The sequence below is a fragment of the Aquamicrobium aerolatum DSM 21857 genome, from assembly GCF_900113935.1.
GTDB classification, from domain to species: Bacteria; Pseudomonadota; Alphaproteobacteria; order Rhizobiales; family Rhizobiaceae; genus Aerobium; species Aerobium aerolatum.
In genome coordinates this window covers 52,655-66,950 of record NZ_FORF01000009.1, presented here as the reverse complement: position 1 = coordinate 66,950, position 14,296 = coordinate 52,655, and the positions used below count along the sequence as shown (strand labels likewise).

The 14,296-nt window shown below is 59.3% G+C and carries 10 protein-coding genes; all 10 read right to left on the bottom strand.

From position 1 onward, the window contains the following. Window positions 1-36: 36 nt before the first annotated feature. The 10 genes from BMZ42_RS09035 to BMZ42_RS08990 all read right to left on the bottom strand — a co-directional run bounded on the left by BMZ42_RS09035 (window position 37) and on the right by BMZ42_RS08990 (window position 14,282). Complete coding sequence (locus tag BMZ42_RS09035; protein WP_091521255.1) at window positions 37-1,350, bottom strand: ABC transporter substrate-binding protein; 1,314 nt, start codon at window positions 1,348-1,350, stop codon at window positions 37-39. 65 nt (window positions 1,351-1,415) lie between these two features. Continuing rightward, complete coding sequence (locus tag BMZ42_RS09030) at window positions 1,416-2,492, bottom strand: branched-chain amino acid ABC transporter permease (protein ID WP_091521253.1); 1,077 nt, start codon at window positions 2,490-2,492, stop codon at window positions 1,416-1,418. Window positions 2,493-2,506: 14 nt separating this feature from the next. Then, window positions 2,507-3,466 carry a branched-chain amino acid ABC transporter permease gene (locus tag BMZ42_RS09025; RefSeq protein WP_091521251.1) on the bottom strand — a complete coding sequence of 320 codons (960 nt, stop codon included), beginning with the start codon at window positions 3,464-3,466 and terminating at the stop codon, window positions 2,507-2,509. Window positions 3,467-3,501: 35 nt separating this feature from the next. After that, window positions 3,502-3,645, bottom strand: coding sequence for a DUF3096 domain-containing protein (locus tag BMZ42_RS09020; protein ID WP_091521248.1), 144 nt, complete (start codon window positions 3,643-3,645; stop codon window positions 3,502-3,504). Between the two features lie 15 nt (window positions 3,646-3,660). Continuing rightward, window positions 3,661-4,485, bottom strand: a complete 825-nt coding sequence (locus tag BMZ42_RS09015; protein WP_091521246.1) for an ABC transporter ATP-binding protein — start codon at window positions 4,483-4,485, stop codon at window positions 3,661-3,663. Then, on the bottom strand, window positions 4,482-6,485 hold the full coding sequence (locus tag BMZ42_RS09010; RefSeq protein ID WP_244523212.1) for an AMP-binding protein: 2,004 nt from the start codon (window positions 6,483-6,485) through the stop codon (window positions 4,482-4,484). The genes BMZ42_RS09015 and BMZ42_RS09010 overlap by 4 nt, the downstream gene beginning before the upstream one ends. Window positions 6,486-6,673: 188 nt before the next feature. After that, on the bottom strand, window positions 6,674-7,348 hold the full coding sequence (locus BMZ42_RS09005; RefSeq protein ID WP_091521243.1) for a Crp/Fnr family transcriptional regulator: 675 nt from the start codon (window positions 7,346-7,348) through the stop codon (window positions 6,674-6,676). Between the two features lie 83 nt (window positions 7,349-7,431). Next, window positions 7,432-8,214 (bottom strand): N-acyl amino acid synthase FeeM domain-containing protein, encoded by a 783-nt coding sequence (locus BMZ42_RS09000; RefSeq protein ID WP_244523211.1) that lies wholly within the window; start codon window positions 8,212-8,214, stop codon window positions 7,432-7,434. 132 nt (window positions 8,215-8,346) lie between these two features. Beyond that, on the bottom strand, window positions 8,347-10,683 hold the full coding sequence (locus BMZ42_RS08995) for a putative bifunctional diguanylate cyclase/phosphodiesterase (RefSeq protein ID WP_091521242.1): 2,337 nt from the start codon (window positions 10,681-10,683) through the stop codon (window positions 8,347-8,349). A 119-nt stretch (window positions 10,684-10,802) separates the two neighbouring features. Beyond that, on the bottom strand, window positions 10,803-14,282 hold the full coding sequence (locus BMZ42_RS08990; protein WP_091521465.1) for an indolepyruvate ferredoxin oxidoreductase family protein: 3,480 nt from the start codon (window positions 14,280-14,282) through the stop codon (window positions 10,803-10,805). Window positions 14,283-14,296 lie beyond the last annotated feature (14 nt).

The window sequence follows — 14,296 nt, the reverse complement described above, 5'->3', positions numbered from 1 at the left end:
TCGACCCCAAATGGTCGAGCCATCATGGATCACGCGTTAGTCGGTGCAGGCGTCATTGATCGGCCAAGGTTGATTGGCGGCGGCATAGGCTGCCGCAGCTTTCTCAACCAGCGGGTCGATCTCCGCACGATCTGCCGTCAACAAATCCGTCACCTTGACGAACTTCGAGCCGTCCCACTCGATCATCCACGCCTTGGCGTGCCCGGTATGATTGGCGCAGCTGGTCGAAAATGGCGCCATCATGTCGGTCGCGCCCAGCTCTGCCAGACGGGTATCGTCGAGCTTGATGTTCTCGAAGCCGCCCCGTAGCTGTTCGCGGTCAATGTTGGGCGTTCCGGCCAGATCCTGTGCTGCGCGCACGCCTTCCGCCATGATGACCGACATCAGGATGCCGCGCTGATAGGCGGTGGTGTCGAATTCGCCGCCTGCCTGGTTGATCTGCGACTTGCCGGCATCAACGACGTATTTCTTGACGTCCTGCATCAGCTTGGAGTCGGAGTCGGCAAAATTCCACGACAGGGCGCGATAGCCCTTCGCCTGATCGCCGACCAGCGACAGATCGGGCTCATGCGCGCCCCACCAGATGCTGACGAACTGGTTCATCGGGTAGCGCGTCTTCACCGCTTCCGTGATCGCGCCGCCATTCATCGCGCCCCAGCCCCACATCAGCACGAAGTCGGGCTTTTCACGCCTGATCTGCAGCCACTGCGCCGACTGGCTCTGCATTTCGCTCATGCCGACCGGAACCAGCAGCAATTCGAACCCATGCTTGGCGGCCAGCGCTTCCAGCAGCGGAATCGGCTCCTTGCCGTAGGGGTGGTCGAGATGCAGCAGCGCGATCTTCTTGCCCTTGAGGCTGTCGAGATTGTCGCCGGAGATGGCGTTCATGATCATCGAGGCGCCGTCCCAGTAGGAAGTCGGAGGGTTGAATGCCCAGGAGAACGTCTTGCCGTCCTGCATCGCCGAGAAGCCGTAACCGGGCGCATACATCGGGATCTTGTCGACATTGGTGCGCGGCAGCACCTGCAGGGTGATGCCGGTCGACCAGGGCTGCGTCACCAGCGCCCCTTCGGAGCGCATCTTTTCATAGCACTCAACGCCCTTTTCGGTGTTGTAGCCGGTCTCACATTCATCGAACTGAACCTTGACGCCATTGATGCCGCCATCGCGCTCGTTCAGCATCGTCATATAGTCAAGCTGACCGTTCATATGCGGCGTACCGGTCGCCGCAAACGGTCCGGTGCGGTAGGACATGTTCGGCAGTTTGAGTGTGTCCTGCGCCAGTGCCGGCGCGGTCAGGCCCGCGGCGAATATGGTGGCAAGCACTGCAGTCTTGATCGTCAGTCTCATCTGTCGCTCCTCCAGTTTGCGCCCTTTTCCGGGCATTCGTGTTCCCAAAAATTATCCCGCATGCCTCAATGCGGGAACGGCCAGATAATCAGTTTCTCGCGGATCATCGCCCAGAACCGCGCCAGCCCGTGCGGCTCAACGATCAGGAAGCCGATGATCAGCATGCCGATGATCATGACGTTGAGATGCTCCACCATGGCCGCGCCGATCGGCAGACCGAGCAAGCCCGGCACGAACGAGATCAGCACCGGCAGCGCCACGATCAGGATTGCGCCAAGGAAATTGCCCATGATCGAGCCCAGCCCGCCGATGATGGCGATGAACAGCACCTTGAACGACAGCTGGATGTCGAACAGTTCCGCCTCTGCCGCGCCGCGCCACAGGAACACGAACAGTGCACCGGAAATGCCGACGATATAGGACGAAACGAAAAACGCCGTCAGCTTCGCCTTCATCAGGTTGATGCCAACCAGTTCGGCGGCGATATCCATGTCGCGCACCGATTTCCAGATGCGCCCGATACGCCCGCGCGTCAGGTTGATTGCCAGAAACGTCACCACGCAGACGACGCACAGAACGAAGTAATATTGCGTCAAAGCGGTCGCATGGGCACCGGCAACGGTGACGCCGAACAGCTTGATATTCGGCACCTGGATCGCGCCCGACGCCGAGTAATTATAGAGCCATGCCCATTTCTGAAACAGCCACACCAGAAAGAACTGCGCCGCCAAAGTCGCGATCGCTAGGTAAAACCCCTTGATGCGTAGCGATGGCAGCCCAAACGCCACCCCCACGGCTGCCGAGAAAAAACCCGACAGAAAGATCGCAACGACGATGTTCATTTCCGGGAAGATCGTCACCAGCTTGTAGCAGGCATATGCGCCCACCCCCATGAACGCCCCGGTGCCCAGCGACAGCTGCCCCGCATATCCCGTGAGAATATTCAACCCAAGCGCAGCCAGCGAATAGATCAGCACCGGGGTCAGCATCGCCCGGAACATGAACTCGTTGGCGGTCATCGGGAAGACAACGAAGGCCAGCAACAGGATGAACACCAGCAGCCACGCATCTTGCCGCACCGGAAACAGCGCGTAGTCCGCCTGGTAGCTGGTCTTGAATTGTCCTGCGACGCGATACAGCATGTGCCCAGCCCCTCTTACACGCGCTCGATGATCTTTTCGCCGAACAGGCCTTGTGGCCTGGCCAGCAGCACCAGCAGCGCCAGCACATAGGCGAACCACGATTCCGTGCTTCCTCCCAGAAGCGGCTGGCCCCAATAGATCTCGAACACTTTTTCCAGAATGCCGATCATCAGCCCGCCGATGATCGCGCCGCTGACCGATTCCAGCCCGCCCAGCATCAGCACCGGCAGGGCCTTCAGCGCGATCACCTCCAGCGCAAACGAGACGCCGGCGCGCGCGCCCCAGACTATGCCGGTGGCGAGCGCGATGATGCCGGCGATGAACCAGACCAGCACCCAGATCGTTGACAGCGAAATGCCAACCGACAAAGCCGCCTGATGGTCGTCGCCGAGTGCGCGAATGGCCCGTCCCATCTTCGACTTGTTGAGAAACAGCAGCAGTACGACCACCAGCACGACGGCTCCGATGACCGCAGTCAGATCTTTCTGTTCGATCGAGACGAAACCGCCAAACGGTTCGAAAATGAAATTGCCGGTGGGAATGCCGAGCTCTTCGGTGATCATCCGCTTGTTCTCGCCGCCGAAGATCGTCTCGCCGAGACCGATCAGGAACATCGTGATGCCGATAGTCGCCATGAACAGGATGATGTCGGGCTGGTTCACCAGCGGCCGCAACACGACGCGCTCAATACCGATCGCAAGCACCAGCATCACGCCCAGTGTCAGCGGCAGGGCAAGCCAGGCTGGCACGCCGCGTTCATAAAGCCCCACGAGTGTCAGCGCCGCAAACACCACCATGATGCCCTGCGCGAAATTGAGAATGCGCGACGACTTGAAGATCAGCACGAACCCCAGCGCGATCAGCGCATAGAGAACGCCGGAAACGATCCCCTCCCACAGCACCTGGACCAGAAAGTCGGGCGCGGACACCATGTCCGCGAACGGCTTGATCAGGATCGGATGTATGAATTCCATTCCGGCGTCCCTTTAGTGGTTTGTTCGGCCTGCAATCAGCCCGCGAGTTGTGGAAACAACCCCACGAGGCCGATGATGATGAGATAAAGCGCCACGATGTAGTTCAGCAGTCGCGGCATCACGAGGATGAGCACTCCTGCCGCCAGAGCGATCAGGGGCGAGATCATGACAGCGTCCATTCCAGTTCCTTTCCATCAATGCGCTACGCCCAGATAGGCATCGATGACCGCCTGGTCATTCTTCACCTCCTCGGGCGCGCCGTCGGCAATCTTCTTGCCGTAGTCCAGAACGACCACCCGATCAGAAAGGTCCATGACCACGCCCATATCGTGCTCGATCAGGGCGATTGTCGTACCGCGCTGCTGGTTCACGTCGATAATGAACCGGCTCATGTCTTCTTTCTCTTCCAGATTCATGCCTGCCATCGGCTCATCGAGCAGGAGCAATGACGGCTCCATCGCCAGCGCACGGCCAAGCTCGACGCGCTTTTGCAAGCCATAGGGCAGCTTGCCGACAGGGGTGCGGCGGATGTGCTCGATCTCGAGAAAGTCGATGATTTCCTCGACTTTCTCGCGATGTTCGATTTCCTCGCGCAACGCTGGCCCATGCCACAACATCTGCCAAAGCATGTTGCGCTTCATATGCACCGACCGCCCAGCCATGATGTTTTCCAGCGTCGTCATGCCCTTGAACAAGGCCACGTTCTGGAAGGTGCGGGCGATACCCTGAAGCACCGCATGATGCGGCTTCATCGCGCGTCGCTGCTTGCCGCGAAATGTGATGACGCCCTGCTGCGGTGTGTAAAAGCCATTGATGACATTGAGCATCGACGTCTTGCCGGCGCCATTCGGTCCGATGATGGCGCGGATCTCTCCCTTGCGAATGTCGAGCGAAATGTCGGTGATCGCCTTCACGCCGCCGAAAGACAGGGATACGTTGTCGACCTTTAGCAGCATGTCGCCCTTGGCGATGCCGTCATCCAGACTGGTCAGCGGTTTCGTCGCAACATGCGCGTTCATTCCGCGGCCTCCTGAACCGGTGCTGCGGCCGGAGAATAGGTCTTGGCATCGACGATCGTGACCGTCGCGCTAATTCTGCCCTTCCGCCCGTCTTCATAGGTGACTTCCGTTGAGACGAATTTCTCCGGCGAGCCGTCGTAAAGCGCTTCGATCAATTCGCCGTAGCGTTCCGCGATGAACGAACGCCGGACCTTCTGCGTGCGGGTCAGCTCGCCATCGTCCGCGTCCAACTCCTTGTGCAGGATGAGGAAACGCCTGATCTGCCCACCGGCCATCATCGGCTCGTGGGAAAGTCTGCGGTTCGTCTCATCCACATTCTTGGCGATCATCTCGTAGACCAGAGGATGACCCGCCAGCTCCTGATAGGACGCATAGGCGATGTTGTTGCGTTCGGCCCAGTCGCCGACGGCAGTCAGGTCGATATTGAGGAACGCAGCCGCAAAATCGCGCCCATCGCCGAAAGCCACCGCTTCCTTGATGTTCGGGAAGAATTTCAGCATGTTCTCGATGTATTTCGGCGCAAAAAGAGCACCATCGCGCAGTTTTCCGACATCCTTGGCGCGATCGATGATGCGGAGCTGGCCATCCGCCTCGAAAAACCCCGCGTCGCCGGTCTTTACATACCCGTCGTCGGTCAGCGTTTCTGTCGTCTTGTCCTCTTCCTTGTAGTAGCCCGAGAACATGCCAGGCGAGCGGAACTGCACTTCCCCATTATCCGCTATGCGAATGTCGACATCCGGGGCTGCCGGACCGACGGTATCCGCGCGGACATTGCCGTCTTTCTGCGCCGTCACATAGAGGAACGCTTCCGTCTGGCCGTACAGTTGCTTCAGGTTGATCCCCAGTGAACGGAAAAACGAAAACAGGTCCGTGCCGATGGCCTCGCCGGCCGTGTAGGCGACGCGAATGTTCGACATCCCCAGAACGTTTTTGAGCGGTCCATAGAGAATGAACTCTCCAAGTCCGTAGGCGAGCCGGCCCGTCAACGGCACCGGCCGCTTCTCAAGAATCGCCTCGCCATGACGGCGCGCCACGTCGATGAATTTGCGGAACATCCATTTCTTGAACCAGCCGCCATCTTCCATGCGAATGGTCACGCTGGTCAGCAATCCTTCAAACACCCGCGGCGGTGCGAAGTAGAATGTCGGGCCGATTTCGCGCAGATCCTGCGCCACCGTCTGCTGGCTTTCCGGACAGTTCATGCACAGGCCCGAAACATATCCTTGCGCATAATTGAGATAGTGGTCACCAACCCAGGCCAAGGGCAGATAGGCAAGCACGCTGTCTTTTTCGCTGAGCTGGTCGAATGAGGCGGTTCCGACTGCCGCATCCACCGCACCCGCTGCGGTGATCATCACCCCTTTGGAGCGTCCGGTGGTGCCCGAAGTGTAGAGCATCACCGTAACGTCGCTGCCGCTGGCCTTGCCAATCGCCTCTTCCCAGCGCGCGGCCCGCCCCGCATCGTCCCGCATGGCCGCCTCACCGCGTGCCTGCACATCTCCGAAATCGCTCAGTCCGTCGTGGGCATAGTCTCGCAGGCCGCGCGGCTCATCATAGATGATGTGCTCAAGCGTCGGCATCCTGTCGCGAAACGACAAAACCTTGTCGACCTGCTCCTGATCCTGCACCACCGCAAACTTCACGCCTGCATGATCGAGCACATAGCTCATTTCTTCGGCCACGGCGTCGGAATAGACCGGCACCGGCACCGCGCCGACCGACTGGGCGGCTGCAAATGTCCAGTAGAGCCGGGGACGATTGGCGCCGACGATGGCAACCTTGTCGCCATGGCGAAGGCCCATCTCCTGCAGTCCTATGGCAAAAGCGCGGATTTCATCTCGTTGCTGTGCCCATGTCCAGCTCTGCCAGATGCCGTAATCCTTGTGGCGCATCGCTGGCCGATCGGCAAAACGCCGGGCGTTCAGCAGCAGATATTTCGGAAACGTATCGAGCGAGGTCGAAGCGTGCTCCAAACCTGTTCCTCCCATCAGGCGTTTCATCGCCTTTCTTCCAACCGGAGTTTCCTCCTCCCCGGTCGAATTTCTGCTTTGTTGGGAGAGTTTCCATCAAATAACGATGTCAGGCAACAAGACGCTTGACAGACAGGCCACCAGATTGTCTTTTGAATAGGCGCAGCTGTATGCGCACAATTCTCCGACAATGTTGCGATCAATCGCCCTCGACGTCTTCAAGCGTCGTAGGTGATCAGGCGTGGAATATCGAGCGGTGTGATCCGGCCGTGCTCGACCCGGATCAGGCCTTCCTCTTCCAGTTCCTGCAGGCTGCGATTAACCACCTGCCGCGAGACGCCGCACAGGAGGCCAAGCTCTTCCTGACTGATCTCGATCGACGGGCCTGCCTTGGGATAGAGCACCTTATTGAAAAACCACGACAGGTTCCGCGCTACCCTGGCACGTGGCACCAGCGTGCGATCATGCTCAATGGTTGCCAGAAACTGGCCCATCCGCTCATTGAGCGCGCGTACGAGATAGCGGCTGAAACCGCGGCTGTTTTCATAAAGCCACATGAAAGTCGATCGGGACATCATCGCCATCCGCGTGTCACGAATCGCAACAATGTCATATTTGCGCGGCTCATCCTTCAGCACCGAACCTTCGCCGAACCAGCCGCCATTGGTCGCGCCGGCAAAGGTCATCGCCTTGCCCTCGCGCGAGATGGCGCTGATCTTGATCAGCCCATCGACAACGCCCGTCCATTGGTCAAGCTTGTCGCCCCGATGGGTGATGTAGGTGCCTTTGGACACATGACGCTCAACCACACCGCGCCGGGCGCGATCCAGTTCTTCTTCCGTCAGTTCGTCAGCCCAAAGCGCTGAACGGACGATATCTTCTCTGGTGCTCATCGACCCTCGACATGGTCGCCCCTCGCCGGCACAACAACCGGCTTATGAACGCCTAACCCAAAAAAGACAATAATCCTGCTCCATCAGGCCGCGGTCATGTACTGGGCGGTCGGCAGAATCGTCAGCGGTGCGGGTTCCCCCATCTTCGTTGGCCCGAACATCATTCGCTCCTCGCTGGCTGTCGCAAAGAAGAACGGATAACGCTGGAAGGACCGCTCCCGAATGGCGTTGACGTCGGCGCGGTACATTTCGACCTTGGTATAAACGCCGGGATAGGGCCGTGCCTCGCCAATCTTCTGCGAAGCGTAGATGCGCTTGTAAAACGATGCGTGATCTTCTCGGATTGTCGACAGGCAATAAGGCGCGTTGAAGTAGAAGCAGGCCATGCCCGCAAGCCGCAGCGTGATGTAAGGGAGCTGCGGGTAGATCTTCGACATCTCCGGGTCGGCCGCAAACCGGCTGGGATCCACGAAGGTATCGCCGGCGTCGATCATTGGATGCACGATATCGCCAAAAGCCTGTGTCGACGGCCCGGCCCGGTTTTCTTTGTCGAGTATGTGGATACGCAGCGTGCTGACCAGCTCGCGATCGACGTAAACGCCGAAGCAGAACACGTTGCCGGTTTCATCGAGATCGTCATAAATCATCCGCGAGGCCATCGCGGGAACCACGCCGTGCACACGATAGGCGCGATAGCGCAGCCGATAGATGTCCTCGAGGTCTTCACCCTTATTGCAACGACGATACTCTGTCCGCTCCAACAGCGAAAAGACGCTTTTTACAAGGGCCGACTCGTGAGCGGGACTGGCTCTCATCGCGCGAGGCGCAGCGCTCGCCGCAACCGGCGTCTCATCAGCTGTCGTCATTAGTCCCCTCGTACCCAGAACAACATAAGAGTACCGGCCAGCAGCCGAACGTAAAGAATTAAATTAAATACAACCTATTAAGCCGTAGTTAAGGTTAAATTCTCTGCGTGAGACATAGTGAAAACGAATGAGTCAGCTGCGCTCCGGCAAATAGGACGACACTTTCAAAGCAGACGCAGACTGCTCGATATGCCGGACAAATGGCCAGGTCGTGCCTGACATCGTGGCAATGCCCGATGCGCTCAACGCGGCGCCAAAGAGAAAGCCCTGCACCAGATCCGGCTTGACGTCGAGCGCCAGAATCTTGAGCTGCTCGAAGGTCTCGACACCTTCAATCGTCACCGACAGCCCCAACGGGCGGGACAGGTTGACCACGCCACGCAACAGTTCAAGCGAACGCTCGCTGCGCGTAACGTCAATCAGGAACGACCTGTCGATTTTCACCTTGTCGAGCGGCAGCGTGTGCAGATAGCTAAGGCTCGAATATCCGGTGCCAAAATCATCCAGCGCAATTCTGACGCCAAGCGCCTTGATCTCTTCGAGGAGCGCGCGCGTGTGATATTTGTCGTCAATCAGCGCCGTTTCCGTGACTTCGATTTCCAGCCTGCCTGGGTCGATGCCGGCTTCCTCTACGGCCACGGCCACCTTGCGCACGATGTCCTTGTCGCGGAAATCCTTTGCGGACAGGTTCACGGTCACGCCAATCGGCACAGGCCATCTGGCACATTCGCGCGTTGCCGCCTCCAGCATGAACGCCGTTATTTCCGAAACGATACCCATCTCTTCGGCAAGGGGAATAAAAACTGCCGGCGAAATCGGACCAGTCTCCGGATGGTCCCAGCGGCACAATGCTTCGCAGCTCGCAATGCGCATTGTCTGCATCGACACGATCGGCTGGTAGACGACCCGCAATGCGCGCGTCTCGATGGCATGACGAAGGTCGGCTTTCAGAACCTGGCGATCACGGAACGCATCGTCCATCGCCGCTTCGAACAATCGCCAGTCATTCTTGCCGCCTTCCTTTGCCGCATAGAGCGCAAGGTCCGCCTTGACCGTCAGTGCGTCAACATCCACATCGCCGGCCCGCGCCAGAACCGCGCCAGCGCTTGCCTGAATGCGCAACGTGTGACCAGCTACGTCGACATCGCCGCTCAACTGATCGAAAATGCGTTGCAATTCATCTGCAAAACACAACGAGTCGGCGACGTTGTCGAAGAACAGCATGAATTCATCACCGCCGAACCGCCCGACTATCGCCTTATCGCCAACGATATCGACGAGCCGCTCTGCAGCTGCGTAGAGCAGCCCGTCTCCGACAGGATGGCCCAACGTGTCGTTGATGCTCTTGAAGTCGTCCAGATCGAGGATGACAAGCCCGACCTCGCGCTCTGGCGACCCGCTCGTCACACGGTTGACCACAATCTCATGAAAATAGGCACGATTGGCCAGCCCCGTGAGATTGTCGTAGCGCGCCATGAAGCGGATGCGCTCTTCCGCCTCGATGCGCGCCGTCACTTCATCGAAGGTAATGACACCAAGCTCATCGCGGCCCTCACGGGCGGAAAACTCGAAATATCGCCCATTGGCGAGCTGCAGCAGGACCTTCCGGTCCTTACCCTCGCGCAAGGCACGCGTCAGTTGCGTCTCGGTGTAGCGCGCATCCTTCAGACTCAGAATGTTTCCGGCAACGCCCCGCAACAGCAGGCTGCGCAGTGTCCTTCCCAAGAGCTGGTCCGGTGATCGGACTTGCATGAGCGCGGCTGCTTCCGCATTGGCGACGACAACCCTGCCCTCGCCGTTCAACATCACCAGGCCCGAGGTCATGGTGTTGAGGGCGCGGTCGAACCGTTGTGCCAGCCGATTCGCCTTTTTCTCCTCCCACAACGCCGCAAACAACACTTCGCGCACATTGTCCGCAAATTTGCGTATCGCGAAAAAGAACGGGATTGAGAGGAGCCCGAGCGTGACGTGAAAAATGTCTCCGCGCAGCAGAAAGCCGATTGAAATGGGCATGGTCAGTGACAGGATAAGCACCATGACCATGCGGGGCGAGCCATAGTTCCGTCCGGCGATCGACGTCGCGGTGGCCAGCGTGATGCAGATGGCGGCAATCTCGGCGAACTGATCCGGAACCAGGTAGATGCCGGCAAAACAGAAAAGCCCGAGCGATGCCCCGTGCAGCGCTCCTCCGACGATGTAGATATTTTCCAGACGCCTGGCTTCTTCTCGTGTCCGCAATTTATGCGGGTCCGGCGCATGACGCATTCCGTAGAGACGTACGACGCCGATCAGCGCAATGGACGTTGCAACGACCAGATAGACCGGCTCAAGCGTCTTGAGATAAACCAGCAAGGCGAGAAAAGACTGCGCAACGATGCCGACGGCGAGCGTTACGCCATCGCGGAACAACGCCTGCACGAACGGGATATACAGGTCGAGCGGAAGCTCTTTATACTTTCTCGCCGGCATGGAATCGCGCACCGTATTAGACCGCCACCTTGCCACACGCCCATTAAGAAACACTTATGTGGAAGCGTACAATCCCTCCGTGATCGCTCAACTATTCTGCCATCGGCTTGCGCGTCCCACTATTCCGCGGCATGCAGAAGCGCCTGATCTTGCTGGTTCATCAGCCGTTGCATGAGACGCTCGCGTTCACCGGCTGCCTTCTCGACATTGGCGTGCTTGACGTGGCCGAAACCACGGATCAACGCGGGCACCGATGCCAGCGCCGCCGCTGCATCGATACGACCCGGCGCCATCTTGTCGAGAATGATTGTCAGATCGCTCTCATATTGGGACAGCAGGCGGCGCTCCATCCGTCGTTCCTGCGAATAGCCGAAAATGTCAAAGGCGGTTCCACGCAGCCATTTCAGCGTGGAGAGAGCTGCAAAGCCCTTCATCATCCATGGCCCGAAGGTCGACTTGCGTGCCTTCCCATCGGCGCCCTTGCGGCCAAGTATTGGCGGCGCAAGATGAAACTCCAGCCTCTCCCAGTCCTGGAACTGACCGGCCAGTTGCTGCCTGAAGCTGCCATCCGTATAGAGACGGGCCACCTCATATTCATCCTTGATTGCCATCAGCTTGAAAAGATTGCGGGCAACCGCATCGGTCACGGCGGTCGATCCCGGCACGGCTCTCGCCTCGGCATTGCGGATTGCCGCCACCCGGTCACGGTAGCGCTGCGCATAGGCAGCGTTCTGGTAGGCGGTCAGGAACTCCGCACGACGCTCGATCACCTCATCGAGTGTCTCGCTCAGCCGGCGAACCGGCGTGGAGGTCGTCTTCGCCTCCACCAGCACGCGCACGGCTTCCGGTTCGTGGGCGGCGCGACGGCCCCAGCGGAAGGCCGAGATATTCATCTCGATGGCCTGGCCGTTCAGTTCGATGGCCTTCTCAATCGCCTCTGCCGAGAGCGGCAATCCGCCATGCTGATAGGCAAATCCCAGCAGGAACATGTTCGCGCCGAGCGAATTGCCAAACAACTTGGCCGCTGCCTGCGTCGCATCGACGAAATGCGCCTTTTCCGGGCCAACAGCGACAGTGATCGCTCTCTTCAGCCGCTCCGTCGGCAATGAGAAATCAGCCGACCGCGCAAAGTCGCCGGGCATCACTTCGGCGGTATTGGCAACGAAGATCGTCTCGCCTTCCCGAACGGCCGACAGCACCTTCTTGTTGCCCGAAACGACAAGGTCGCACCCAAGGATGAGATCGGCCTTGCCGGCGGAGACACGTATGGCGTGAATATCGTCAGGTGTCGGGGCAATCCGCACATGAGAAAACACCGCGCCGCCCTTCTGCGCCAGACCGGCCATGTCGATCATGCCGCAGCCACGCCCTTCCAGATGGGCTGCCATGCCAAGCACCGCGCCAACCGTCACGACGCCCGTCCCGCCGATGCCATCGATGATCGACGACCAGCCTTCGCGTCCGAGCGGGAAAAGCGCCGGTGCAGGAACGTTCTCCAGCGGATCGGATGTGCCGGCGACGCCTTCCGCCTTGCGCAGCTTCGCACCATGCACGGTCACGAAGGACGGGCAGAAGCCGTTGACGCAGGAAAAATCCTTGTTGCACGATGATTGGTCGATCCGTCGCTTGCGGCCAAATTCCGTTTCCAGCGGCTGGACTGAGACGCAGTTCGACGCAACGCCGCAATCGCCACAGCCCTCGCACACGAGTTCGTTGATAATCACGCGCTTGTCGGGATCGGGAAATGTACCCCGCTTCCGGCGGCGGCGTTTTTCCGCAGCGCAGGTCTGGTCATAGATGAGAACGCTGACGCCCGGCACATCGCGCAACTCACGCTGGATGGCGTCGAGGTCGTCGCGATGGTCGATGGTCGCCCCGGCGGGAAAGCTCACATGCCCGGAATATTTGTCGGGTTCGTCGGTCACGATTGCGATGCGCTCGACCCCCTCGGCGCGAACCTGCGCCGCAATCATGTCGACGGTCAGACTGCCTTCGTGGGGCTGACCACCGGTCATGGCCACCGCGTCATTGTAGAGGATCTTGTAGGTGATGTTGGTCTTGCTGGCGATCGCGAAACGTAGCGCCAGCGAGCCCGAATGGTTGTAGGTGCCGTCGCCCAGATTCTGAAAGATGTGATCGCGCTTGGTGAACGGCGCCTGCCCGACCCATTGGGCGCCCTCACCGCCCATTGCGGTAAAGCCAACCGTCGAGCGGCCCATCCACAGCGACATGAAATGGCAGCCAATTCCGGCGTTGGCGATCGATCCTTCTGGAACCTTCGTCGACGTATTGTGCGGACAACCCGAACAGAAATATGGCGTGCGCCCCGCCACATCCTTGGTGTCAGCCAGCATCGCCTGAAACTGCTTCAGGCGACTGACACGCGCCGCGATCTCCTCCGAATGGCCGATCGTTTTCAGGATCCGCTCACCCAGCGCAATGGCGATATCGTTGGGATCCAGCGCGCCGGCGGCACCAAACAGCGCCGCACCGCGCTCATCCTTCTTGCCGACGATGATGGGCCTGCCGGGGCGATCATAGAGATGCTCGCGGAATTGCGTCTCAAGCAGCGAGCGCTTCTCCTCGACCACGATGATGGTCTCCAACCCTTCTGCGAATTGCGCCATATGCTCGTAATCAAAGGGCCATGGGCAGGCGATTTTGAACAGGCGTATCCCCAGCCGATTGGCCTCGGCCTCATCAATGCCAATGTCTTCCAGTGCCTGGCGCACATCCAGATAGCTCTTGCCGATGGTGGCAATACCTATCTTTGGCGTCCTGCCACCCGCATAGACAATCTTGTTGAGACCATTGGCGCGAATGAAGGCCGCAGCCGCAGCGCGCTTGTAATCATGCAGGCGCTGCTCCTGCCCGAACTGATCCAGTTCGTGGCGGATATTGAGCCCACCGGGAGGCATGTCGAACTCGGGCAAGACAATATTGAGCCTGTCCAGTGAGACATCCACCGACGCTGTCGACTCGACATTGTCCTTGACGCATTTGATCGCCGCCCAGGTGCCCGAAAAGCGCGACAGCGCAAAACCGTAAAGCCCATAGTCGATCAGTTCCTGGACCCCGGCGGGGTTGAAGATCGGCATCATCGCGTCGACGAAGGCAAATTCGGTGGCGTGTGCGTTGGTTGACGATTCTGCAGTGTGATCGTCGCCCATCAGCGCCAAGACGCCGCCATGTCTGGATGAGCCGGCCAGGTTGGCATGCCGGAAGACGTCGCCGGTTCTGTCGACGCCTGGTCCCTTGCCGTACCACACGGAGAAAACCCCGTCGTATTTGCCCTCTCCCATCAGTTCGGCCTGCTGCGTTCCCCAGCAGGCAGTCGCGGCCAGTTCCTCGTTCAGGCCGGGCTGGAAGACGATTTCCGAAGCCTCCAGTTCGCGTCTGGCATTCCAGAGCTGCTGATCGAGAGCTCCCAGCGGCGAACCGCGATAGCCGGAGATGTAGCCTGCAGTCGACAGACCGCTGCGCTGGTCAAGCTGTCGCTGCATCATCAACATGCGCACGACCGCCTGAGCGCCTGAAATGAAGACGCGTCCCTTCGACAGATCGAACTTGTCGCGCAGAGAAACCTCGTGCAGCGTCATGGCATATACCTCCT